Genomic DNA, 24,681 nt, shown 5'->3' with positions numbered 1-24,681 from the left:
GGAATTGGCTCAATAGCCTTTCTGGACGCGACCGAAGGTCTTGGACCATTCCGCCTCGTGCCCGTTCCAATAGGCGGGATCGGCAAAGGTCAGGCCCGCCAGCGTGCCGGTCGGGTCAAAGGCCGGCAGCGTCGGGATCTTGTCGCCCAGATCGACCTTGTTCGGGTCAAGCGCGGTGGGATAGTTCTGCCCCTCGGCCACCGCGATCGAGGTTTCGGGCGCCAGCATGAAGTTCAGGAGTTCCTCGCAGGCCTCCATCGGCGAACCCTTGATCACGAACAGGCATTCCTGCCAGCCGAACCCGTTGGGCGGATCCATATAGCCGATGTCATGGCCCTGTTCCTGCAACGCATAGATGCGGCCCGACCAGCCTTCGGTCACATAGATCTCCTCCTCGGCGAGCAGGCTCATCAACTCGGCCCCCGAGGTCCAGTATTTCAGCGCCAGGTCGCGATGGGCGCGCACCGCGTCCCATGCGGCGTCTTCGTCGGTGACACCGTTCGGGTCCTGTCCGGTCTGCAACGCGGCGTACCACATGCGGGTGCGCCAGTCGCTCCAGCCGCCGATCTTGCCCTTGAGGCTGTCGTCGATGAGGATTTTCGCACCCATCTCCTGCATCCGGTCGTCGCTGATATGTTTGCGGTTATAGGCCAGGCCGGTGGTGCCATAGTCATAAGGCACACAGGACAGCTTGCCCCCGGTCACGCCGCGGAACACATCGACCAGCTTGGGGATGACGAATTCGAGGTTGGGGATATTGGCCTCGTTCAACTCCGAGGTAAGCCCCAGCCCGTGATAGCGCGCGTAATCGAACACGCCGGACAGGTGGGCGATGTTGTATTCGCCCGGCTGGCTGGCCTTGACCCGGCTCAGATATTCGTCACCGCCGCCAAATGTGCCATCGACCACCTTGATGCCGGTCTTGGCGGTATAGGGATCAAAGGCGTGTTTGCGGAACGCCTCGGACACCACGCCGCCCCAGCCATCGAACCGCACCTGCTCGGTGGCGGCATGGGCATAGCGGGCAAAGGGCGTCTGGACGCCATAGGCCAGGCCGGCGGCGCCGATCAGCCCCAGAAAGCCGCGCCGGTCGATATCGCCGTTCATATAGCGCTCGCGCAGACGCTCATAGCGGGTGGTATTGTCCATTTTCCTGGTCATGTCTCACTCCTTGTCGGTATGTCGTTGATCTGAAGCGGCTTTCAGGTGCCGCTCTTCTTGGCCAATTGCCGCGCGATGGCCGCCCCCAGCAGGGGCAGACCAACAGTCATGACAATCATCACGGTGCCAAGCGCGTTGATCTCGGGCGAGATCGAGTTGCGCAGCATGGCGAAAATCTGGGTGGGAACGGTCTCGACCCCGCCGGGCTTCCAGAACAGGGTGCCGGTGATGTCGTCGAAACTGATGGTAAAGGCAAAGAGACCACCGGCCAGCACCGCCGGCATCATCAGCGGCAGGGTGATCTGAAAGAAGGTCTGGACCGGGGTCGCGCCCAGGCTCATCGCGGCCTCTTCTACGTCGCGCTTGATCGCCATCAGCCGCGCCTGCACCACCAGGATCACGAAGGGCAGCGTAAAGATGACGTGACCGAACAGCAGCAGGCCAAAGCTCTTGTTGATGCCCAGAAAGTTGAGGAACAGCAGCAGCGCCACCGCCAGCACCACCTCGGGCACCAGGATCGGCGCGATCAGCAGGGTCGAGATCGCATTGGCGCCGGGCACCTTGTAGCGCACCAGCGCCAGGCTTGCCAGAACGCCCAGCGTGGTCGAGATCAGCGCCGTCAGCAGCCCCAGCACCACCGAGGTGCGAAAGGCGCGCAGGATGGCATCGTTGTTCCACAATTCGACGAACCAGCGCACCGACACGCCCGTCATCGGAAAACTGCCGAATTGCGAGGCGTTGAAGCTGAGCAGTACGACCACCGCCACCGGCAGGAACATGAAGATATAGACGCCGATCGACCACGCGCGGATAAGCTGCCAGCCCATCACCCCAGCCCCTTCATCAGCTGGGCCATGCCCAGGTAGCGGTTGTAGATCATCACCAGCGCCCCCAGCACCGCCAGCAGCATCAGGCTGAGCGCCGAGCCGAGCGGCCAGTTCAATTGCGTGATGATGGCCTCGAACACGAGGTTGGCGAACATCGCGTCGCGCGGTCCGCCCAGCACCAGTGGCGTGATATAGGTGCCCGCCCCCAGCACAAAACACAGCAGCCCGCCCGCCGCGAGGCCGGGCAGCGACAGCGGCAATGTCACCTGAACAAAGGACTGCCATTTCGTGGCGCCCAGCGAGTTGGCCGCATCCTCGAGATTGGTGTCGATCCCCTCGAGGCTGACATAGATGTTGAGCACCATGAAGGGCAGCAGGAAATGCACGAGCCCCAGGATCACGGTGGTCTCGTTATACAGCATCTGGATCGGTTCCCCGATCACCCCCAGCGACAGCAGCGCCGAGTTGAGCGCACCCGATACCCCCAGGATATTGATCCAGCTCATCGTGCGGATGATGTAGCTGATCCAGAAGGGCAGCATCAGCAACAACAGCAAAATCGCCTTGTTCCCGCGCGATCTGGCGATGAAATAGGCCGCCGGGTACCCCATCAACGCACAGCAGAACGTGGTGATCGCCGCAATGCGCAGGGTACTGATCAGGATATCCCGGTAAAACCGGTCGGTCAGCGCCTCTTGCCAGTTGTCGAGATAGAACCCGACCTGATCCGCGCCGGTCGCGGTGCGCAGCCAGAAGCTGTAGACCACGATGAACATCAGCGGCACCAGCAGCAGCAGGGTCACCGCCACCAGCGCGGGTGAAAGCAGGATCCAGGGCTGTCTGGCCGCGCGGGTTTCGATGGACATGGGCTTGCCTCGGATGAACACTTGCAAGCACTGTGCAAACCCGGCAACTATAGATCAAATAGATAATTGGTATTCTGACTATAGATGACTTCTATGACTCGAAAGTCGAACAGGCTCGACCCCGAACGCATCGCGCGCGAGCTTGACTGGAACCTGCTGCGTACCTTCGTTGTGCTGGCCGAGAGCCATTCGGTCACCGATGCCGCCAACCGGCTGGGCCTGCGGCAACCCTCGGTCTCGGCGGCGCTGAAAAAGCTCGAGGACCGGATCGGCCGCAAGCTGCTGGACCGGTCTCCCGGACATTTCGCGCTGACCGATGCGGGGCGACTGCTCTATCGCGAGGCGGTTGAAATCAACGGATCGGTGCTGCGCCTGTCCACCCTGATGCGCGAGTTGACCGACGAGGTGCAGGGCAATGTGCGGATCACCGTGGCCAGCCACGTGGTCTGCCCGCTGCTCGACACGGCGCTGTCCCGGTTTCACGCGGATCACCCCAGCGCCACCTTGTCGATCGAGGTCTATTCCAGCGCCGATGCCATCGCCGAGGTCGCCGCCAAACGCGCCTCGTTCGCCATCTGCCTGGTCAAGGAGCACAACCCCAAGCTGGAATACCAGAGGCTGTTTCGCGAGTTCTTTGGCTTGTTCTGCGGCCCGCCGCACCCGCTGTTCGGCAAGCGCGACCTGAGCCTTGCCGATCTGGCCGGGCACAGCTCTGTCAGTTTCGAGACCGACCGCCTTCAGGACGTTCTGAAACCAGTGACCGTGATGCGGGCCCAGGCCGAACTGGGCCAGAAGATCACCGGCGTGTCGAGCCATCTGGAAGAGGTGCGCCGGATGATCGTCGCCGGGCTGGGCATCGGCCCCCTGCCCCTGCATGTGGCCGCGCGCGACGTGCGCGACGGGCAGTTGTGGCAGGTGCCACCCTATGACGGCCTGCCTGCGATCGACGTGCACGTGGTCTGGAATCCGGCCACCGTCAAGAATCGGGCCGAGGAGCTTTTGTTGCAGCGGATCCTGACCGCCATCGAGACCACGCCGATGGATCAGCGCACCTATCGCTAGGCCCGGAACGGCGGCTTGTTGCCTATTGCCGTCACCGCCATCCGCGAAAAGACGCCCGTTGGCAAAACTGCCCGTACAAACGGAAATTTCCCCCTAGTGCCGCCTCTCGCGCCACCCCATCTAGGGCCCATCCAAGTCACGGGAGACCGCAATGAATCGCATTCTCATCCTCGTCGCTCTCGGCGCCATCGGCGCCGGGGCCTATGTCTTTTTCACACAAGGGGAACAGCAGGCCGAAGCGCCGCAAAGCACCGCAGTGACCCCGGCCGAGCCGGTCGCCGAAACGGTCGAGCAACCGGCCGCCGAACAGGCCCAGACCGCGGCCGAAACCGCGGCGGAACAGGCCCGGACCGCCGCCGAGGCCGCCGCTCAGGCGGTGGATCAGGCAGCCACTGCCGTGACCGAAACGCTCGACCAGGTGGGTGAGGCCGCCAGCCAGGCCACTGAGGACGCAACCGACACCGCCGCACAAGTGGTGGATCAGGCGACCGAAGCCGCCTCCGAGGCCGCGTCGCAAGCAGCCGAGACCGCGGGCAATGCCGTCGATACCGCTACCGAGGCCGCGACCGGCGCCGCCACCGCAGTTGGCGAACAGGTTGCCGCCGCCCAGACCGGTGCCGCCGAACTGTTCAAAAGCTGGCAGGACAACGGCCTGTTGACCCAATCGGGCTTTGATTATGACAGCATGGTCGCAGCGGTCGAGGCCAGCGAACTGAACCCGACGGTCAAGACCGGCGTTCTCAAGACCCTGTCCGGCATCAAGGCCGCACCCGAAACCATCTCGGTACAGGTGCAGGCCCTGCGCGCCCTGATGGCCAACTGAGCCCCAAGACAGCCTGACCGCGCGACGGGCGGGGCCGCAAAGGCGGCTTCGCCCGTTTTCGTTTCTGCCCGGCACCCTGCCAGGGCGCCGCACCGCATTCCCCTGTCTGCCGCCACGTCACGCAAGTGTCGGATTGATCCATACCCGCGCGTATGTATCCTGCATACCCAAGAGTATGTTTTCCGCCGCAGACAGCCAAAGGCCAAAGCCCCGTGAGCGATACCACCACCAACAGCCCCAGCCGCAGCGAGCGCTACGAGGAGTTGCTCGACGCCGCCGCCGAATGTTTCCAGAGCCGTGGTTTCGACGCCACCTCGATTGACACGGTGGCGCGGCACCTGGGCGCGACCAAGGGGCGGGTCTATCACTATTTCCCGTCCAAGATGGACCTGTTCAACGCGGTGCGCGACCGGGGCATGGATATCGTGTTCCAGGCCACCGACCCCGGCTATCAGGCCGATCTGCCGGTGCTCGACCGGCTCGAAGCGATGGCACGCGGCCATGTGCGCGCGATGCTGTTTCACCATTCCTTCATGCTGGTGCTCAAGGACGGGCTGCTGATGCGCCGCTATACCACCACGACCGAGTTCCAGAAGGAATCGCTGTCCCAGCATATCGCGCGCCGCGATGCCTATGAGGCGCGGTTCCGCGAATTGCTGGCCAAGGGTCTGGCCGAGGGCAGTCTGCGCGCCGGCCCCGACCCGGCGATCACCGTACAGACCTTCATGAGCGCGCTGAACGGGCCGGTCGCCTGGTTCCGCCCCCGCCCCGGCGATACGCCACAGAAATACGAAGCCATCGCCGAAGAGATCGTGCGCTTCGCAATGCAGGGCCTGCGGGCCCATCCCTCCTGACCCCGATCGAGGACGACAATGACAGATATCCCCACCACCATGTTCGCCGTTTTGCAGACCGGCGACGGGTATTCCGGCAAGGCCACCGGCCCGGCCATCGCGGACGCCGCCGACTGGCTGGAGCCGGGTGAGATCGCGGTGCCGCAACCCGGCCCCGGCGAGGCGCTGATCCGGATGCGCATGGCCTCGGTCAATCCCTCGGACCTGCATTTCATCAAGGGCGAATACGGCCAGCCGCGCGTCAAGGGCGCGCCGGCGGGCTTTGAAGGTTGCGGCGACGTGGTCGCGGCGGGCAAGGGCGCCGAGGGGCTGGTGGGCCAGCGCGTCGCCTTTGTCGCCGCCAGTTCGGGTGCCTGGGCCGAATATGTGCTGACCAAGGCGCAGATGTGTATTCCACTGCGCCCCGATATCAGTGACGAGGACGGATCGGCGCAGATCGTCAACCCGCTGACGGCGATGGCCATGGTCGATATCGCGCGCTCCGAGGGCGAGGCGTTCGTGGTCTCGGCGGCCACCAGCCAGCTGGGCAAGCTGATGGTGTCGCTGGGGCGCGATCTGGGTCTGAAACCCATCGCGCTGGTGCGCCGGGCCGAGGCGGTGGAGCCGCTCAAGGCATTGGGCGCGGTCGAGGTTCTGGTGACGTCCGATCCCGAACTGGTTCAGAAATTCACCGCCATCAGCCGCGCACTGAAACCGCGCGTGTTCCTGGACGCGGTGTCGGACCAGACCTCGGAACGCATCTTTACCGCCATGCCGAACGGCGCGCGCTGGGTGTCGTATGGCAAGCTCGATGCCGAATTGCCGGTACTGACCCAGATGGGTCAGCTGATCTTCATGAACAAGCGAATCGAGGGCTTCTGGCTCACCCAGTGGATGATGACCACCCCGCCCGCCGATCAGGCGCGCGTGGTGGCCGAGGTGCAGGCGCGTTTTGCCGACGGGCGCTGGAAAACCGATGTGTCGGGACACCTTCCGCTTCGTGACGTTGTGTCAGGATTGGCCAACGCTCTGAAAAAGACTGACGGAAAGGTGATGATCACGCCATAGTGAGGGCCAAGCCCCGGTCCGATGCTCGGTCCGGGGCACAGGAAAGGACGCCGGAAAACCGGCGCAGGGAGGAAAATTTGGACAACGTACAGCTGCTGATCAGCGGGCTGGCGAATGGCTGCGTCTACGGCCTGATCGCGCTTGGCTTCGTTCTGATCTACAAGGCGACCGAGGCGGTGAATTTCGCACAGGGCGATTTCATGATGCTGGGCGCCTTTGTCACCATCGGGCTGACCAATGCAGAGTATATGGGCCTGCCGTTCTGGATGGCGGTGCCGATCTCGCTGGGGATCATGGCGGGGCTGGGCTATCTGCTCGACCGGCTGGTGATCCGGCGGATGTTCGGCGAAAGCCAGACGGCGGTGGTGATCCTGACCATCGCGCTGGGTTTCGTCATCCGTTTCGTCGCCGGTCTGATCTGGGGCCACGAGCCGCAGACGCTGCAAAACCCGCTGGCGGGCAAGGAGCTGTCATTTGGCGGGCTGGTCCTGGGGCTTGAGGATGTGGCGGTGATCATCGTCACCCTGGCGCTGACCGGGTCGCTCTACCTGTTCTTCAGCCGTACCAAGCTGGGCCTGGCGATGCAGGGCGCGTCGCAGAACCAGCTGGCCGCCTATTACATGGGCATCCCGGTCAAGCGGGTGCAGGGCTTTATCTGGGCGCTGGCCGGTGCTGTGGCCGCGGTGGCGGGCATCCTCTTTGCCGCCAAGGGCTCGGTCGATCCCTCGACCGGCCTGTTGGGTATCAAGGCCTTTGCCGCCGCCGTGATCGGCGGGTTCGGCAGCCTGCCCGGCGCGCTTGCGGGCGGTCTGATCGTCGGTGTCATCGAACCCTTTGCCAGCCGCTATATCGCCGCCGGTTACAGCCAGATCGCGCCTTATGCGCTGCTTGTGGCGGTGCTGGTCTTCCGTCCCCACGGCCTGTTCAGCCAGGTCCGCGTGAAGAAGGTCTGAGATCATGCGCATCGTTTTCAAAACCGACTACATGCAGGATATCCGCCCCTGGAAGGACGGCTATCAGCTGAGCCTCTACATGATCCTGCTGGCGATCGTGATCGCCGCACCCTGGCTGCTGGACACGTTCTATCTGGGCGAGCTGACCAATGTGCTGATCTGGGCCATCGCGGGCATGGGGCTGATGGTGCTGACCGGCCATACCGGTCAGGCCAGTCTTGGCCACGCGGCCTTTCTGGCCTTTGGCTGTTATGCCAATGTGATCCTGCTCGAAGCGGGCGTGCCTTTTATCATCGCCTTTCCGCTGGCCGGGGTGATCACCGGGCTGATCGGTGCCACGGTGGCGATCCCTGCCCTGCGCCTGCACGGCATCTATCTCGCCATCTTCACGCTGGCTCTGTCGATCCTTGTCGACGACATCATCGTGCTGACCGAACCCTGGACCGGCGGCGTCGGCGGCAAATACATCGCCGGGATCGACCTCTTTGGCCTGACCATCGACCGCTGGGGCACGCCGATCCTGTTCTATTGGCTGGTGCTGGCAGTCACCGTGATCGTGACGCTGGGCTATATCAACCTGCTCCGCTCGCCGCTGGGGCGCAGCTTCATCGCGGTGCGTGACAGCGAAGTGTCGGCCCAGGCGATGGGTGTCGACATCGCGCGGACCAAGACCATCTCGTTTGGCCTCTCGTGCATGGTCACCGGTTGGGCGGGCGCTTTCATGGGCCTGTTCGCCGGCGCCTTCAATAACGAGACCTTCAGCGTCGTGATCTCGATCGAGCTGTTGATGATGATCGTGATCGGCGGGCTGGGCTCGATCCACGGCGCCTTTTTCGGCGCCATCGTGATCGGGTTCCTGCCGCAGTTCCTGTCGATCGCCAAGGAATACGTGGGCGCCGTCTTTGGCGGCAGCACCGTGGCCATTCCGGGGCTGGAATTCGGGATCTTCGGCATGATCCTGATCGCCTTCATCCTGCTCGAACCGATGGGCATCTATGGCCGCTGGCTCAAGATCCGCACCTTCTTCGAGCTGTTCCCATTCTACCGCAAGGACATGTTCAAGCGGCAGAAATCCTATCTGAAGACGGAGCGCCTGAGATGAGCCTGTTGGAGCTGGAAAACGTCACCCTGAAATTCGGCGGGCTGACGGCGGTGGACAACCTGTCCTTCTCCGTCGAAGAGGGCGAGGTCTTTGCCATCGTCGGCCCCAACGGGGCGGGCAAGTCGACGGTGTTCAACCTGATCTCGCGCTTTTACGACCCTTATGCGGGCCAGATCCGGTTCGACGGTCACAACCTGTTGGAGGTCAAGCCCTCGGGCGTGGCCGCCTATGGGGTGGCGCGCACCTTTCAGAACATCGAACTGTTCGAGCATGCCACCGTGTTGCAGAACCTGCTGGTGGGCCGCCACCGGCATCGCCGCACCAACCTGTTCTCGGAGATCCTGTTCACCTCCTCGGCGCGGCGACAAGAGATGGAGAACCGCGAGAAGGTAGAGGAGATCATCGATTTCCTCGATCTCCAGGCCTATCGCGACAAGTATATCGCCGGCCTGCCCTATGGCGTGCGCAAGGTGGTCGAGGTGGCCCGCGCGCTGGCCACCGATCCCAAGCTGTTGCTGCTGGACGAACCGGCCTCGGGCCTGTCGGTCGAGGAGACCAACGACATGCGCTGGTGGATCGACGACATCCGCCGCCAGATGGGGATTACCGTGCTGATGGTGGAACATGACATGGGGCTGGTCTCGGGCGTGAGCGACCGGGTGCTGGCCATGGCCGACGGGGCAAAACTGGCGCTGGGCACACCGGCGCAGGTGCAATCCGACCCCGCCGTGATCGAAGCCTATCTGGGGAAGGCCGCATGACCGAGCCCATTCTGAAAATCCGCAATATCGAAAGCTTTTACGGCCCGATCATGGCCATCCGTGGCGTCTCGCTCGAGGTGCGGCCAGGCCAGATCGTGTCGATCCTGGGGGCCAACGGCGCGGGCAAGACCACGCTGATGAAGACCATCTCGGGCGTGATGGATCCCGAAAAAGGCACCATCACCTTTGACGGCGAGGAAATCCAGGGGTCGGAACCGCACAAGGTGGTCCAGAAAGGCATCGTGCATGTGCCCGAGGGGCGCGAGGTGTTTCCGCTGCTGACCGTGGACGAGAACCTGAGCCTGGGCGCGTATACGGCCACCGACAAGGCACAGATCGAACGCGACCGGGAACTGGTGTTCAGCTATTTCCCGATCCTGAAAGAGCGCCGCAACCAGGAGGCGGGCACCCTGTCGGGCGGGCAACAGCAGATGCTGGCCATTGGCCGGGGCCTGATGGCCAACCCGCGCATCATGTTGCTGGACGAACCCAGCCTGGGCCTGTCGCCCCTGCTGGTGCAAGAGATCTTTGCCATCCTCAAACGGCTCAACGAAGAGCAGAACATGACCATGATGCTGGTGGAACAGAATGCCAGCGCGGCGCTGGAGCTGGCCGATCATGGCTATGTGATGGAGGTCGGGCGCATCGTCATGGACGGCTCGGCGCAGTCGCTGATGGCCTCCGAGGACATCCAGAACTTCTATCTGGGTGTGCAAGAGGAAGGCGCGCGGGAGAACCGCCGCTGGAAACGCAAGAAAACCTGGCGCTAACGAAAGAGGTGGACAAGATGGATACACGCACCCTGCCCGCCCAGACCGTGATCAACGGGGTCACGTTCAACGCCACGCCGGGCCAGCGCCCGGTGCTGGTGGACGGTACCACCACGATCTCGGCCCTGTTCCAGAAACGCTGTGCCGAGCTGGGCACCCGAACCGCGCATCGGGAAAAGGATTTCGGCATCTGGAAATCCTATTCCTGGGCCGATTACTGGCAGCATGCCAAATGGATCGGCCTTGCCTTGCGCAAGCTGGGGCTGAAACGCGGCGAGGTCGTCTCGATCCTCAGCGAGGACCGCAAGGAATGGGCCTGGTTCGACATGGGCATTCAGGCCGTCGGCGGCATCGCCTCGGGGGTCTATACGACCGACTCGGCCAGCCAGCTGAAATACCTGATCAACGACAGCGACAGCCGGTTCCTGATCGCCGAGAACGAGGAACAGCTGGACAAGTATCTACAGATCGAGGGCGAGGTTCCCGGCCTGCTCAACGTCATCATCCTCGAAGATGAGGGCCTGCATGACCTGAACCATCCCCGCTGTCTGATGATCGACAAGCTCTACGAGATCGGCCGCGAGGCGGAAAAGGAAGAGCCGGGCGCCTTCGAGGCCGAGATCGCCCTGACCCGGCCCGAGGATGTGGCGCTGCTGATCTATACCTCGGGCACCACCGGCATGCCCAAGGGCGCGATGCTGACGCACGAGAACATCATGGCCGGAATCGAGGCGGGCGCCCACAGGTTGCCGACCGAGGAGACTGACGAGCAGCTGTGTTTTCTGCCGCTCTGCCATATCCTGGAACGCGATGTGTCGATCTATTTCCCGCTCGCCTCCAAATGCACGGTGAATTTCGCCGAAAGCCCGGAGACGGTGTTTGCCAACCTGCAAGAGGTCTCGCCCGCGACCTTCACCGCGGTACCGCGGGTCTGGGAGAAGATCTATTCCCAGGTGCTGATCCTGGCGCAAGAGGCCACGCCCAGCGGGCGCGCGGCCTTTGGCATGGCGCTGCGGGCGGGAATGAAGCGCGCGCAATACCTGATTGAAAACAAACCGGTTCCCGCCGGTGTGGCCGCAAATTTCTGGCTCTGGGACAGGCTGGTACTGCGCAACCTGCGCCGCATGCTGGGCATGGACAAGATGCGCCGGGGCGGCACCGGGGCGGCGCCGATCTCGCCCGAGCTGCTGAAATGGTACTGGGCCATCGGCGTGCCGCTGGTCGAAGGCTACGGCATGACCGAAACCGCCGGGATCGCCACCATCAACACGCCCGAGGAAAACCGGATCGGCACCATCGGCAAGGTGGTTCCCGGCATCGAGGTGCGCATAGCAGAGGGCGGCGAGATCCAGGTCAAGGGCCTCAACATCTTCAAGGGCTACTGGCGCAACAACGAAAAAACCGCCGAAAGCTTTACCGACGACGGCTGGCTGCGCACCGGCGATATCGGGCGGATGGACAGTGATGGCTATGTCACCATCACCGGGCGGCTCAAGGACATTATCATCACCGCCGGGGGCAAGAACATCACCCCCGCCGAAATCGAGAGCCGGCTGAAATTCAGCCATTACATCTCGGACGCGGTGATCGTCGGCGACAAGCGCAAGTTCCTGACCTGCCTGATCATGATCGACCAGGAAAACGTCGAGAAATTCGCGCAGGATCGCAAGGTGCCGTTTTCGAACTTTGCCTCGCTCTGCGCCGCACAGGAAGTCCGCGACCTGATCGCAGCCGAGGTCGCACAGGTGAACAAGGAATTCGCGCGGGTCGAGCAGATCAAGGATTTCCGCCTGATCGACGTGTTGCTGACCGCCGAAGACGACGAGCTGACCGCGACGATGAAACTGAAACGCAGTTTTGTCGAAAAGAAACACGCACATCTCATCGAAGATATGTACAAATAACAACAGGGCCATCCAAAGGGAGGAATATGATGAAGAACATGATCAAGGGTCTGCTGGCGGCCACCGCGCTGACTGCGGCGGCGGGGCTGGCCAGCGCCGAAACCCAGGGTGTGACCGATGACGAAATCGTCATCGGCGCGGTCAACGACCTGAGCGGCATCTTCGCCGCCGTGGGCGTGCCCGCCACCAAGGGCGCCAATGTCTATTTCGACAAGATCAACGCCGCCGGCGGCGTGCATGGCCGCCAGATCCGTTATGTGGTCGAGGACCACGGCTATCAGATGCCGCGCGCGATGCAGGGCTTCAACAAGCTGCTGAACCGCGACAAGGTATTCGCGATGATGCAGAACCTCGGTACGCCGATGAACATCGCGGGCTTCAAGCTGCTCGATCCCAAGGGCATCCCGAATCTGGCCCCGCTCTCGGCCGCGCGTCAGATGCTGCAAGAGCCCGTGGGCAACAAGTTCACCTCGTTCTCGAGCTATTTCGACCAGAGCCGCGTCGGCGTGAAATATCTGGCCGCTGCGCATGGCGCCAAGAATATCTGCTCGATGTATCTGCCCACCGATTTCGGCAAGGAGATCCTCGAAGGCACCAAGGCCGGTACCGAAGAAGCAGGGCTGACCTTTGTCGCCGAAACCACCCACAAACCGGATGAAACCGATTTCGTGGGCTCGCTCTCCAAGCTCAAGGAAGCGGGCTGCGACGTGGTGACCATCGCGTTGGGTGTGCGTCAGGCGATCACCGTGGTCGGCACCGCCAAGAAGATGGGCCTGTCCGACATGCAATTCATGGGGACCTCGGCCAGCTTCCTGACCGTGGTGGCACAGGTTCCGGGCGGCGTGACCGAAGGGTTCTATGCCGCAGCCAGCTGGCAGGACCTGTGGGCGCGCGCAGACGAGCCCGCCCCGAAAGCCTTTATCGAGGAATACAAGGCCGCAACCGGTGAAGACCCGCAAGGCTTTGCCATGCTCGGCTATGCCGCAGCCCAGCAGATGGTCATGGCGCTCGAGGCCGCTGGCCCCGATCTGACCCATGAAAGCTTCATCGCCGCGATGGAAACGCTTGATTATCAGGACGATTTGGTCGGCAACCATATCAACTATGGCCCCGACGATCACCAGGGCGCGGACTCGGTCTATGTTCTCAAGGTCGAGAATGGCGGCTGGGCCAAGGTCCACGAGGAATAAGACCTGAAAATCGCGGGCGTCCGAAGGTTTCGGGCGCCCGTTTTCCGTCCAGCCCCCAGCAAGGAAGCGCCGCATGTCCGCCCCTCATACCCAGCCGCGTGTCCAGCATCGCAGCTGCAACATATGCGAGGCCATGTGCGGCCTGATCATCACACATGACGACAACGACGTTCTGTCGATCCGTCCCGATCCCGAGGATCCGCTGTCGCATGGCCATATCTGCCCCAAGGCGGTCGCCTTGCAGGATTTCCGCACCGATCCCGACCGGGTGACCAAACCCTTGCTGAAACGCGGCAGCGATTTCGAGGAAATCAGCTGGGAGGCGGCGTTTGACCATGCCGCCGAGCGTATCCGCGCCGTGCAGGCCGCCCATGACCGCGACGCGGTGGGCGTCTATCTCGGCAATCCCAACGCGCATAAATTCGGCAACCTTCTGAACCTGCCGGCACTGGTCAAGGCGATCGGCACGACCAACCGCTACAGCTCGGCCACAGCCGATCAGATCCCCCATCACGTCGCTTCGATCCACATGCTGGGCCATCCGATGCTGATGCCGATCCCCGATATCGACCGCACCGATTTCCTGCTGATCATCGGCGGCAACCCGGTGGTATCGAACGGTTCGATGATGACAGCACCGGGCTATGGCCGCCGCATCGACGCGATCAAGGCCCGCGGTGGCCGGGTCGTCGTGATCGACCCGCGCCGGACCGAGACCGCCGAGCGCGCGGGCGAGCATCACTTCATCCGCCCCGAAAGCGACGCCTGGCTGCTGATGGCGATGCTGCATGTGATCCTGTCGGACGGCCCTGCCCGCCTGCGCCACCTGGAACCACTGACGGATGGGCTGGACCGGCTGAGCGCCGCTGTCGCCCCTTTCACCCCCGAACGCGCCGCCCAGGCCACCGGGATCGGTGCCGACACCATCCGCCAGCTGGCCCGCGATTTCGCCGCCGCCCCCCGCGCCGCCTGTTACGCCCGCATGGGCGCCTCGACGCAAAGCTTTGGCACGCTCTGCCAATGGGCCACCAACGCGCTCAACATCGTGACCGGCAATTTCGACCGCGAAGGCGGCGCCATGTTCACCACCCCGGCGGTGGACTATGTCGGCATGACCTCGCGCAAGGGCAAGGCGCGCCGCTATCCCGAGCGGCGCTCGCGGGTGTCGGACCAGCCGCTCTACAATGGCGAATTTCCGGTCTCGGTGCTGGCCGAAGAGATCGAAACCCCCGGCCCCGGCCAGATCCGCGCGCTGGTGACCGTGGCGGGCAATCCGGTGCTGACCGCGCCCAATGGGCGGCGCATCGAACGCGCGCTTCAGGGGCTTGATTTCATGATGTCGCTCGACATTCATGTGAATGACACCACCAGGCACGCCGACCTGATCCTGCCCGGTACCGTGGCGCTCGAAGAGACGGTCTATGATATGGTGTTCCACACGTTTGCGGTGCGCAACACGGTGGGCTATGCGACCCCGATCTTTGCGCCGCCGCAAGGCAATCCGCCCGAATGGGAGGTCATTGCCCGACTAACCGCAAAGCTGACCGGCGCCAACCAGATCGGCCCGGCGCCCGATCAGGTGCTCGCGATGCTGCTGGCGCAGGGGTTCCATGGCGACAATGTCTCGCTCGAAACGCTGCAACAGACAGGCCGCCCGCGCGATCTGGGTCCGTTGAAGCCGAACCTGACCGACCGGCTGGAGACTCCGGAGGGACGTCTAGACCTGGCGCCCGAGGCGTTTCTGGACGACCTGCCCCGACTTCTGGCCAGCGGCGACGGCCTCAACCCCAGCCACCCCTTCACCCTGATCGGCCGGAGACAGGCACGCAGCCACAACAGCTGGACCCAGAACAGCCCGCGCCTGGTCAAGGGCCGCAACCGCTGCACGGTCGAGGTGAACCCGATTGATGCTTCCCGCCTCGGCCTTGCCGACGGCGCGCAGGCCCGCGTCACCAGCGCGGCCGGCACGGTCACCCTGCCTGTCGAAGTGACCGAGGCCATGGCGCCGGGCGTCGTCTCCATCCCTCAGGGCTGGGGCCAGCAAGGTGGCCACTTTTCGGCAGCAACGCAAAACCGGACCGTTTCGATCAACGACCTGACCGACGACCGCCGCACCGACCCGCTCAGCGGCAATGCCGCGTTCAACGGCCTGCCGGTCTCACTGCACCCGGCCTGACACGTATTTCATTTCGCCTGAAATACTCCGGGGGAGGAGACAAAATTCGTCGAATTTTGTCTCTCGGGGGCAGAGCCCCCGCGCCGTGCGCAGCACGGCGCCCGGCCCAACGGGCGGCGGGGTTTTCGCCAGAAAACCCCAACGACGGGCGGGAGCGCCCTGTTCCACGAATTGTCTCAGCCGATCTCCAGACCGTCCCGCCACACCCGGCGCAGCGCCAATTGATCGTCCAGATGCACCAGATCAGCCCGCGCGCCGGGCGCAAGCCGCCCCAGGTCCGCACGCCCGATCAGATCGGCAGGCGAACGCGTGGCCACGCCGACCGCCGCGGCCACATCCAGCCCTGCCATGGCCATTACGTTGCGTATCGCCTGCGCCAGCTCAAGATGCGCCCCGGCAAGGGTCCCATCGGCAAGTGTCAGCCGGTCGCCGCTGCGCCGGATCTCGCGCCCGTTGAGCGTGAACGCATCGATATCGGATCCCGCCGTCGCCATGGAATCACTGACCAGAAACACCCGTCCCGGACCGGCCTTGGCCCGGATCGCATTGCCCAGCGAGGCGGGATGCACGTGGATGCCATCGGCGATAATCCCCGCCGACAGCGCCCCCAGCGCCAGTGCCGCGCCCACCACGCCCGGTTCACGATTGCCCATCTGGCTTTGTGCATTGAACAGATGGGTGACACAGGCCGCCCCCGCATCTGCCGCTGCGCGGCAGTCCTCGAAACGCGCATCGGTATGACCCAGCGACACCAGCACCCCGGCCGCGGTCAACGCGCGGATCTGCTCTGGCGTCACGCTCTCGGTCGCCAGCGTGACCTTGAGCAGAGGCAGCCGCCGCGCCGCCTCCAGCAGCAGCGCCAGATCTTCCTCCTCCATCACACGGATCAGCGCCGGGTCATGGGCACCCTTGCGCGAGAGGGCCAGGTGCGGCCCTTCCAGATGCAGGCCCGCGATCCCCGGCACGCCACCGGCCACTGCCGCCTCGACCGCCGCGATGGCGGCGGTCACCACGCCCGGAGCATCGGTGATCAGCGTCGGCAGGATGGTGGTCGCCCCGATCCGGCCATGCGCCTCGGACATCCGGCGCAGAGTGTCGACAGAGGGCGCGTTGTTCAGCATTACGCCCCCGCCGCCATTGACCTGTAGATCGACGAAACCGGGGACCAGCCACCCCCCTTCGAGTCGCAGATGCCGTGCCCCGGCGGGGGTCTCTCCTTCGGATGCGATCCGCAGGATCCGGCCCGCCTCGACCAGCAGCGCTTGCCCCTCGACAACGCCTTCGGGCGTCAGGATTCGGGCTCCGGACAGGGCAAGGGTCATACCGTCTCCGTCACCTTGTTGAGATGGCGCGGCGCGTCCGGGTCGATGCCACGCTCGGCGGCAAAGGCCTCGACCATGGCATAGAAGGATACGATCAGGCTCAGCGGATCGGTCAGCGGGTGGCCGCTGCGCACATGGTCCAGCGCATGGGCGCGGCTGACCCGCCCGGTGGTGACAAACACGGTGGCGCCCTTGGCCGCGATCTGGTCGGCGATCTCGGCCAGCGGCGCCTCGGCGGCATCTGCCGCGGCAAAGCCCAGCACCGGGAACCCCTCCTCGACGATCGAGACCGGCCCGTGCAGCACCTCGGCCGAGGAATAGCTCTCGGCATGCAATTGGCAGGTCTCCTTGAACTTCAGCGCGGCCTCGTTCGAGACCGCCAGCGCGGTGCCCCGCCCCAGTGTAAAGAGCGAGGGCCGCGCGCCGATGGCCGCGCGCATCTCAGGCCAGTCGATGCGGCTGGCCGCCGCCAGTGTTTCAGGCAGGTTGCCAAGTGCGGCGCGCAGCCCCTCATCCTCGGCCCAGTCGGCCAGCAGCATCAGCCCGGCCACCGCCGAGGTGACAAAGGTCTTGGTCGCCGCCACGCTCAGCTCTGGTCCGGCATGGATGTCGATCGCATGGGCGCTGACCCCCGCAAGGGGCGAGGAAACATCATTCGTCAGCGCCACGCACAGTGCGCCGTCGCGCCCGGCATTGCGGGTCATGGCGACGATATCCGGGCTTTTGCCCGATTGCGACACTGCCAGACACAACGCCCGGTCCAGCCGCAGCCGTGCGTCATAGACCGAGGCCACCGACGGCCCGACCGAGGCCACCGGCAGGCCCAACAACAGCTCGGCAGCATAAGACAGGTAGGTGCAGACATGGTCGGACGACCCGCGTGCCACCGTGGCCACAAAGGCGGGATCGCGCATGCGCACCGCCGCCGCCACGCGGGCCACATCCGGGGCCCCTTCGTCGAGCAGCCGTTGAACGGCTTGCGGGATTTCGTCGATCTCGCGCCGCATGCGCGTGACGGGCTGGTTCATCTGTCTATCCTAACTGTTGCCCAGGCGCAGCTCGGCCACGAAATCATAGGCATCCGCGCGGTAGAGGGATCGGGTGAATTCGATGACCCGCCGGTTCGGCAGGTACGAGGTGCGGATGATGCGAAGCCCCGCCGTACCGGGTTCCACCCCCAGCAGCGCTGCGTCCTCTGCTCCCAGATTGACCGCCGAGATCCGTTGCAGCGCCCGCACCGGGCGGTTGCCGTCACGTTCAAGCACCGCATAGAGCGACGAGGAGACGACCTGCGGATCCGGCAGGATATCGGTCGGCAGCGAGGCCCGTTCGATCGCCATGGGACGCCCGTCGGCCCGGCGCAGACGGGCGACGCGCGCGACCTCCTCACCCGAGCTGAGCGCCAGCGCCATCACCTCTTCGGGGGAGGGAATGAACACGCCCCGCGTCAGCCATTCGCTGGTGACGTTCAGACCCCGCCGCTCCATATCCTCGGTGAACGAGGTCAGGTGCGACAATGATTGCTCGACCCTGGGCGCGGCATCGGCCACGAAACTGCCCGAACCCTGGCGCTGAACGATGATGCCGCGATCGACCAGCTCTTGCATCGCCCGGCGCACGGTAACACGCGACAGGCCGGTCAGGCTGGCAATCTCGCGCTCGCCCGGCAAGGGCGCGCTCTTCGCCAGCAAACCGCTGTCGATGCTCTGCTCGATCCGCTTGCGCAGCCGCACATAGAGCGGCCCCGCCGCGTCCTCGACCCACGCACCGGGGCGCAGATAGGTCTCGATGGTTTCCACGGTATCGCTGTTCATGCCGCTCCCCTCGCGCTGCGTTCCGCCAGCCGGCGGGCCAGTTCCAGCCCGCCATCCAGCGCCGTTCCCCGCGCGGGGGTGAACGCAGCGGACATGTCCGCAGGCAGGAATGGTGTATAGCGCCCGGCCAGGCCGCCAAGAGCGCAGATCGCCTCGCCCGGCTGCCAGCCAAGCGCGTGCAGGCCGCGGGACAGATAGTCGGCCCCTGCCCGCATCAGCGCCTGCCCCAGCGGATCGCTCGCCTCGGCGGCCTCGACCACCATGGGTGCCAGCGCCGCGTAATCGGCAGGCCCGGCCTCGGCCGAAAACCGCACGATGGCATTGCTGCCCGCTCCGATCCGGGCGCCCAGGGTCGCGACCAGCGGCGTGGCCGCCTCCAGACCGTCCTGCGCCCACAGGCAGCGGCGCAACAGCGCCATGCCCAGCCAGCAGCCCGAGGCCTCGTCACCCAGCGACCAGCCATAGCCGCCGATCAGGCGGATGCCATCGGCATCCTGACGCCCCAGAAAAGAGCCGGTCCCGACGCCGATCAGGCAACCGGTCCGCTCCCCCAGCGCGCCCACCACGGCAGGCAAGCGGTCATCGGCCACTTCGACATGGCGCAACGGCAGGGCGGCGGCGACCTCTTGGGCCGCAGTGTTATCGATCACGCCGGCAAGTCCTGCAAAGACTGGAATGTCGACCAGGCTATCGGTCGGCAGACCCGCCTGAACCACAAGCCGCGCCAACCCCTCGCTCAAGGTGGCCAAGGCCCCGGTACGATTGGAAAACACATTGGCGCTGCCCAGGCGCAGTTCGTGCCGAATGGCGCCCGCCTGCAAGGCAAACCGGCAGGAGGTTCCCCCGCCATCGACCGCAATCAGATATGGAAAGCCAGACTCATGCATGCAATACCTTTATAATACCTTTTAATGCCAATAAAGACCTTTGTACGATGCTTTGCATGAATTTCGCTTGATTACGGTAGAAATACGGCCTGAAACTGGAAGGAGGTAGACAAAAGGTATTAAATAGGTATTAGATATACCAACCACAGGGGAATCATATGCTGCCGCAGACCGAGACATTGCGAGACGAGGCACGGGGATTGGACACCCGCCCCGGCCCCGAGATTCTCGCCCTGCTACTTCACGGCCAGCAGAGCGCGCTCGGCGCCATCCAAACCTGTCTGCCGCAGATCGACGCGGCAGCAGCACTGGTTGCGCAGGCCCTGCAAACCGGCGGCGACATCCACTATGCAGCAGCCGGTTCGTCGGCGCTGATGGGGCTGGCAGATGGCGTTGAGTTGCCCGGCACATTCGGCATCGCGCCCGAGCGCATCCATATCCACATGGCCGGTGGCGTCCCCGTGACGGCCGCCATGCCCGGCCATACCGAGGACGATGTGCACGCGGCCGAAAAGGCTGCGCACGGGGTCAAAAACGGCGACGTTGTGATCGCGCTTTCCGCAAGTGGAACAACACCTTATCCCATCGCTTTCACCCGTATCGCAGCCGCATCCGGCGCGCGGATCGTGGCGATAGCCAACAATGCCGACACGCCCATTCTGGCGCAGGCCGATTGCGCCATCCATCTGCCCACGCCACCCGAAGTGATCGCCGGATCGACCCGGCTGGGCGCGGCAACGGCGCAAAAGGCGGTTCTGAACATGATCTCGACGCTGATGGCGATGCGGTTGGGCCATGTGCACGACGGCATGATGGTCAACCTGATCGCCGACAATGAAAAATTGCGCCAGCGCGCATTGGGCATCGTTGAACGGATCGTTCCCGGCGCCGCGCCCCGGCAGGCGCTCGACCTGGCCGGCGGTCACGTCAAGGAAGCGGTATTGATCGCCGCCGGTGCCGTTACACGGGAACAGGCAAGCGCGTTGCTGAATCGGGCCGGAGGTCATTTGCGCCCGGCATTGGCGGAACTCGAAAAAAGCACAAACCAAGGGAGAGAAAACACATGAAAACCAGAGTATTGAGCACCGTTCTTTTGGCATCGACCGCACTTGGCGGTGCGGCCTGGGCGGAAACGACCCTGACCATCGAAAGCTGGCGCAACGACGACCTGACCCTGTGGCAGGACAAGATCATTCCCGCCTTCGAGGCCAAGCACCCCGACATCAAGGTCAAGTTCACCCCCTCGGCCCCGGCGGAATACAATGCCGTGCTGAACGCCAAGCTCGATGCGGGTTCGGCCGGTGACCTGATCACCTGCCGCCCCTTCGACACCTCGCTGGGCCTTTACCAGAACGGCCACCTGGCCGATCTGAGCGATCTCGGCGGCATGGCCAATTTCTCGGATGTGGCGAAATCCGCCTGGCAGACCGATGATGGCGCCGCCACCTTCTGCGTGCCGATGGCTTCGGTCATCCATGGCTTTATCTACAACAAGGACGCCTTTGCCGAGCTGGGGCTGAACGTGCCCGAGACCGAGGCCGAGTTCTTTGACGTGCTGGAGAAGATCAAGGCGGACGGCAGCTATATCCCGATGGCGATGGGCACCAACGACCAGTGGGAAGCCGCCACCATGGGGTACAACAATATCGGCCCGAACTACTGGAAGGGCGAGGAAGGCCGCCTGGCGCTGATCAACGGCGAACAGAAGCTGACCGACGAGGCCTGGGTCGCGCCCTATCGCGCGCTGGCCAAATGGGGCGGCTATCTGGGCGACGGGTACGAGGCGCAGACCTATCCCGACAGCCAGAACCTGTTCACCCTGGGCCGCGCCGCGATCTATCCCGCCGGCAGCTGGGAGATCACCGGCTTCAACGCACAGGCCGATTTCGAGATGGGCGCCTTCAAGCCGCCGGTACAGAACGCGGGCGACAAATGCTATATCTCGGACCATACCGATATCGCCATCGGCCTGAACGCCGCCTCGCCCAATGCCGAGGCCGCGCGAACCTTCCTTGACTGGGTCGGCTCGGAAGAGTTCGCCAATATCTATGCCAACGCCCTGCCCGGCTTCTTCTCGCTGTCGAGTTTCGATGTGCCGATGCAGGACCCGCTGGCGCAGGAATTCGTCAGCTGGCGCGGCGAATGCGGCTCGACCATCCGCTCGACCTATCAGATCCTGTCGCGCGGGACACCGAACCTGGAAAACGAGACCTGGAACGCCTCGGTACAGGTGATCAAGGGCGCCGAAAGCCCCGAGGATGCGGGCAAGCGGCTGCAGGACGGTCTGGCCAGCTGGTACGACCCGCAGAAGTAACCTGAAATCGGCCGGTTCCGCCTGACGGGGCCGGCCCTGACCGGATGAGGCATACCATGGGCGCGAGCCGGATCAAATGGCATGTCGTGGTCTTTCTTGCACCTGCTGTGCTGGTCTACACCGCGATCATGATCTTCCCCCTTTTCAATACCTTGCGGCTCGCTCTTTACAGCGAGGCAGATCAGGTGCGGGCGTTTGTCGGGCTCGACAATTTCCGCCGCCTGTTTGGCGATCCGAACTGGTCGGGGGCGTTCTGGAACGCGCTGGGCAACAATTTCTGGTTCTTCTTCATCCATATGCTGGTGCAGAACCCGATCGGCATCGCGCTGGCCGCGATCCTCAGCCATCCGCGCCTGCGCTTTGCCGCCTTTTACCGCTCGGCCATCTTCATTCCGACCATCCTCAGCTTTGTCATCGTGGGGTTTGCCTGGAAACTGATCCTCAGCCCGATCTGGGGCATCGCCCCCGACATGCTGGACGCCATCGGCCTGAAATCGCTGTTCGCGCCCTGGCTGGGCAAGGAGGAATACGCGCTGACCACGTTGGCGCTGATCTCGGTGTGGCAGTTCGTGGGCATCCCGATGATGCTGATCTATGCCGCGCTGTTGTCGATCCCCGAAGAGATACTGGAGGCCGCCGAAGTCGAGGGGTTGACCGGCATGGCCGCCTTCTGGAAGATCAAGCTGCCGCTGATCCTGCCCTCGATCGGGATCATCTCGATCCTGACATTTGTGGGTAATTTCAACGCCTTCGACCTGATCTATGCAGCACAGGGTGCGCTGGCGGGACCGAATTTCGCCACCGATATCCTGGGCACCTTCATGTACCGCACCTTCTTCGGCTTTCAGCTGCAACTGGGCGATCCGCATATGGGCTCGGCGATTGCCACCGCGATGTTCGCGATCATCCTGCTGGGGGTCTGTGTCTATCTCTTTGCGATCCAGACCCGGATCCGCCGCTATCAGTTCTGAGGGGAGCAAGAGATGAACAAGGCCCGCCGCAACCCCGCCAATACCCTTGCCATGCATGGGGCGCTGATCCTCTATACCTGCATCGCGCTGTTCCCGGTTTTCGTGATCCTGATCAACAGCTTCAAGACCCGCAAGGCGATCTTTCGCGAGCCGCTGGCCCTGCCCGATGCCGACAGTTTCTCGATGATCGGCTATCAGACGGTGCTGAAACAGGGGGATTTCTTTCTCTACTTTCAGAACTCGATGATCGTGACCGTGGCCTCGCTGTTCTTTGTCCTCATGTTCGGGGCCATGGCGGCCTTTGCACTCAGCGAGTACCGGTTCCGGGGCAATACGCTGATGGGCCTCTATCTGGCGCTGGGGATCATGATCCCGATCCGCATCGGTACCGTCGCCATTCTGGAGTTGATGGTGGCCAGCGGGCTGGTCAATACGCTCTGGGCGCTGATCCTGGTCTATACCGCGCAGGGGCTGCCGCTGGCCGTGTTCATCCTCAGCGAGTTCATGCGCCAGGTCAGCGATGATCTGAAGAATGCGGGCCGGATCGACGGGCTGAGCGAATACACCATCTTCTTTCGCCTCGTGCTGCCGCTGGTGCGCCCCGCCATGGCGACGGTGGCGGTGTTCAACATGATCCCGATCTGGAACGACCTGTGGTTCCCGCTGATCCTGGCCCCGGCCGAGGAAACCAAGACCCTGACGCTGGGCAGCCAGGTCTTCATCGGTCAGTTCGTCACCGACTGGAACGCGGTCCTGTCGGCGCTCAGCATGGCGATCCTGCCGGTCATGGTCCTTTATGTCATCTTCTCGCGGCAGTTGATCCGCGGCATCACAAGTGGAGCCGTCAAATGACCCGTGTCCTGATCGCCGGTCTTGGCAATATGGGTCTCAGCCACGCGCTGGCCCATCACCACCACCCTCAGGCGCAGATCGTGGGCCTCGTGAACCGCTCGGGCGTGACCGACCATCCCGATTTGCAGGCCTATCCGGTGTTTACCGATTTCCATGCGGCGCTGGAGCAGACACGGCCCGATCTGGTGGTGATCGCCACCTATTCCGACAGCCATGCCGATTTCGCCTGCGCGGCGATGGCGGCGGGCGCGCATGTCTTTGTTGAAAAGCCGCTGGCCACCACCGTGGCCGATGCCCGCCGCGTGGTGGACTGCGCGACCAGGACCGGGCGCAAGCTGGTGGTGGGCTATATCCTGCGTCACCATCCCAGCTGGCAGCGGCTGATCGCCGAGGCGCGCGCGCTGGGCGGGCCTTATGTGTTCCGCCTGAACCTGAACCAGCAATCGGACGGCCCCACATGGGAGACCCACAAGGCGCTGATGCAGACCACCAGCCCGATCGTCGATTGCGGTGTGCATTATGTCGATGTGATGTGCCAGATCACCGATGCGCCCCCTGTGCGGGTCAACGGCATCGGTCTGCGCCTCAGCGACGAGATCGCGCCCGACATGTACAATTACGGCCAGTTCCAGGTGGTGTTCGCCGATGGCTCGGTCGGCTGGTACGAGGCGGGCTGGGGCCCGATGATGTCGGAAACCGCCTTTTTCGTAAAGGATATCATCAGCCCCAATGGCGCGGTGTCGATCACCGACGGCAACAAGGGCGCCTCGGACGATGTCGATGGTCATACCCGCGTGGGCGGGTTGCTGGTGCACCGCCCCGGCAATGATACCCTGATCGAGCTGGCGGGCGAACCCGGCCACCAGCAGCTCTGCGATACCGAACAGGCCTATATGCTGCGCGCCATCGCCGAGGATATCGACCTGACCCGACATATGAGCGATGCGGTGCAATCGCTGCGCATCTGCCTGGCCGCCGATCACAGCATTCGCACCGGCGCCCCCGTGGATTTGAGAGAGGACTGA

23 protein-coding genes are annotated in these 24,681 nt (G+C 63.9%); 16 read left to right on the top strand and 7 right to left on the bottom strand.

Going from position 1 to position 24,681, the window contains the following annotated elements; genetic code table 11:
- Positions 1–9: 9 nt before the first annotated feature.
- From AC2FLM_RS12885 to AC2FLM_RS12875, 3 genes are read right to left on the bottom strand one after another with little or no spacing between them, the layout of a single operon-like run.
- Positions 10–1,149, bottom strand: a complete 1,140-nt coding sequence (locus AC2FLM_RS12885) for an ABC transporter substrate-binding protein (protein WP_345790333.1) — start codon at positions 1,147–1,149, stop codon at positions 10–12.
- A gap of 53 nt (positions 1,150–1,202) precedes the next feature.
- Positions 1,203–1,988: an ABC transporter permease gene (locus AC2FLM_RS12880; protein WP_496858403.1), complete on the bottom strand. Its 786-nt coding sequence runs from the start codon at positions 1,986–1,988 to the stop codon at positions 1,203–1,205.
- Positions 1,988–2,854 carry an ABC transporter permease gene (locus AC2FLM_RS12875; RefSeq protein WP_234218093.1) on the bottom strand — a complete coding sequence of 289 codons (867 nt, stop codon included), beginning with the start codon at positions 2,852–2,854 and terminating at the stop codon, positions 1,988–1,990. The genes AC2FLM_RS12880 and AC2FLM_RS12875 overlap by 1 nt, the downstream gene beginning before the upstream one ends.
- A 93-nt stretch (positions 2,855–2,947) precedes the next feature.
- Between AC2FLM_RS12875 and AC2FLM_RS12870 the strand changes: the two genes are divergently transcribed.
- From AC2FLM_RS12870 to AC2FLM_RS12820, 11 genes are all read left to right on the top strand, one after another.
- On the top strand, positions 2,948–3,916 hold the full coding sequence (locus AC2FLM_RS12870; RefSeq protein WP_496858400.1) for a LysR family transcriptional regulator: 969 nt from the start codon (positions 2,948–2,950) through the stop codon (positions 3,914–3,916).
- A 151-nt stretch (positions 3,917–4,067) separates the two neighbouring features.
- The gene (locus AC2FLM_RS12865; protein WP_496858398.1) at positions 4,068–4,739 is read left to right on the top strand and encodes a hypothetical protein; all 672 of its coding nucleotides are present in this window, start codon (positions 4,068–4,070) and stop codon (positions 4,737–4,739) included.
- Positions 4,740–4,951: 212 nt separating this feature from the next.
- Entirely contained in the window at positions 4,952–5,593 is a 642-nt protein-coding gene (locus AC2FLM_RS12860; RefSeq protein WP_234218095.1) for a TetR/AcrR family transcriptional regulator, read from the top strand.
- An 18-nt stretch (positions 5,594–5,611) separates the two neighbouring features.
- Entirely contained in the window at positions 5,612–6,640 is a 1,029-nt protein-coding gene (locus AC2FLM_RS12855) for a zinc-binding dehydrogenase (RefSeq protein ID WP_496858396.1), read from the top strand.
- A gap of 77 nt (positions 6,641–6,717) precedes the next feature.
- Entirely contained in the window at positions 6,718–7,593 is an 876-nt protein-coding gene (locus AC2FLM_RS12850; RefSeq protein ID WP_234136655.1) for a branched-chain amino acid ABC transporter permease, read from the top strand.
- A 4-nt stretch (positions 7,594–7,597) separates the two neighbouring features.
- Positions 7,598–8,695, top strand: coding sequence for a branched-chain amino acid ABC transporter permease (locus AC2FLM_RS12845; RefSeq protein WP_496858394.1), 1,098 nt, complete (start codon positions 7,598–7,600; stop codon positions 8,693–8,695).
- Positions 8,692–9,456 carry an ABC transporter ATP-binding protein gene (locus AC2FLM_RS12840; RefSeq protein ID WP_234218099.1) on the top strand — a complete coding sequence of 255 codons (765 nt, stop codon included), beginning with the start codon at positions 8,692–8,694 and terminating at the stop codon, positions 9,454–9,456. The genes AC2FLM_RS12845 and AC2FLM_RS12840 overlap by 4 nt, the downstream gene beginning before the upstream one ends.
- Positions 9,453–10,226, top strand: a complete 774-nt coding sequence (locus AC2FLM_RS12835; protein WP_234136652.1) for an ABC transporter ATP-binding protein — start codon at positions 9,453–9,455, stop codon at positions 10,224–10,226. Before AC2FLM_RS12840 ends, AC2FLM_RS12835 begins: the two co-directional genes overlap by 4 nt.
- Before the next feature lie 17 nt (positions 10,227–10,243).
- Complete coding sequence (locus AC2FLM_RS12830; protein ID WP_496858392.1) at positions 10,244–12,130, top strand: AMP-dependent synthetase/ligase; 1,887 nt, start codon at positions 10,244–10,246, stop codon at positions 12,128–12,130.
- 29 nt (positions 12,131–12,159) lie between these two features.
- On the top strand, positions 12,160–13,320 hold the full coding sequence (locus AC2FLM_RS12825; protein WP_234183433.1) for an ABC transporter substrate-binding protein: 1,161 nt from the start codon (positions 12,160–12,162) through the stop codon (positions 13,318–13,320).
- A 73-nt stretch (positions 13,321–13,393) separates the two neighbouring features.
- Complete coding sequence (locus tag AC2FLM_RS12820) at positions 13,394–15,496, top strand: molybdopterin oxidoreductase family protein (RefSeq protein WP_496858389.1); 2,103 nt, start codon at positions 13,394–13,396, stop codon at positions 15,494–15,496.
- 176 nt (positions 15,497–15,672) lie between these two features.
- Here AC2FLM_RS12820 and nagA read toward each other — a convergent pair whose 3' ends face one another.
- The 4 genes from nagA to AC2FLM_RS12800 are packed head-to-tail and all read right to left on the bottom strand — an operon-like array spanning position 15,673 to position 19,519.
- A complete protein-coding gene (gene nagA / locus AC2FLM_RS12815; protein WP_496858387.1) occupies positions 15,673–16,818 on the bottom strand; it encodes an N-acetylglucosamine-6-phosphate deacetylase in 1,146 nt (381 codons plus the stop codon).
- Entirely contained in the window at positions 16,815–17,846 is a 1,032-nt protein-coding gene (locus AC2FLM_RS12810) for an SIS domain-containing protein (protein ID WP_496858386.1), read from the bottom strand. Before AC2FLM_RS12810 ends, nagA begins: the two co-directional genes overlap by 4 nt.
- 9 nt (positions 17,847–17,855) lie before the next feature.
- Positions 17,856–18,632 (bottom strand): GntR family transcriptional regulator, encoded by a 777-nt coding sequence (locus AC2FLM_RS12805; RefSeq protein ID WP_496858384.1) that lies wholly within the window; start codon positions 18,630–18,632, stop codon positions 17,856–17,858.
- Entirely contained in the window at positions 18,629–19,519 is an 891-nt protein-coding gene (locus AC2FLM_RS12800) for a BadF/BadG/BcrA/BcrD ATPase family protein (RefSeq protein WP_234175780.1), read from the bottom strand. Before AC2FLM_RS12800 ends, AC2FLM_RS12805 begins: the two co-directional genes overlap by 4 nt.
- 158 nt (positions 19,520–19,677) lie before the next feature.
- Here AC2FLM_RS12800 and AC2FLM_RS12795 point away from each other — a divergent pair, with 158 nt between their 5' ends.
- Genes AC2FLM_RS12795 through AC2FLM_RS12775 form a run of 5 tightly spaced genes read left to right on the top strand, consistent with a single transcriptional unit; the run spans position 19,678 to position 24,681 of the window.
- A complete protein-coding gene (locus AC2FLM_RS12795) occupies positions 19,678–20,586 on the top strand; it encodes an N-acetylmuramic acid 6-phosphate etherase (RefSeq protein WP_496858381.1) in 909 nt (302 codons plus the stop codon).
- Positions 20,583–21,833 (top strand): ABC transporter substrate-binding protein, encoded by a 1,251-nt coding sequence (locus AC2FLM_RS12790; RefSeq protein WP_496858379.1) that lies wholly within the window; start codon positions 20,583–20,585, stop codon positions 21,831–21,833. The genes AC2FLM_RS12795 and AC2FLM_RS12790 overlap by 4 nt, the downstream gene beginning before the upstream one ends.
- A gap of 56 nt (positions 21,834–21,889) precedes the next feature.
- Entirely contained in the window at positions 21,890–22,804 is a 915-nt protein-coding gene (locus AC2FLM_RS12785) for a carbohydrate ABC transporter permease (protein WP_234137020.1), read from the top strand.
- Between the two features lie 12 nt (positions 22,805–22,816).
- Positions 22,817–23,656 carry a carbohydrate ABC transporter permease gene (locus tag AC2FLM_RS12780; protein ID WP_234175783.1) on the top strand — a complete coding sequence of 280 codons (840 nt, stop codon included), beginning with the start codon at positions 22,817–22,819 and terminating at the stop codon, positions 23,654–23,656.
- Positions 23,653–24,681, top strand: coding sequence for a Gfo/Idh/MocA family protein (locus tag AC2FLM_RS12775; RefSeq protein ID WP_234170460.1), 1,029 nt, complete (start codon positions 23,653–23,655; stop codon positions 24,679–24,681). The genes AC2FLM_RS12780 and AC2FLM_RS12775 overlap by 4 nt, the downstream gene beginning before the upstream one ends.

The sequence above is a fragment of the Ruegeria sp. SAZD011 genome (assembly GCF_059612545.1).
Note: the sequence above shows the minus strand (reverse complement) of the source record. Positions and strands in the feature narration are given on the sequence as shown.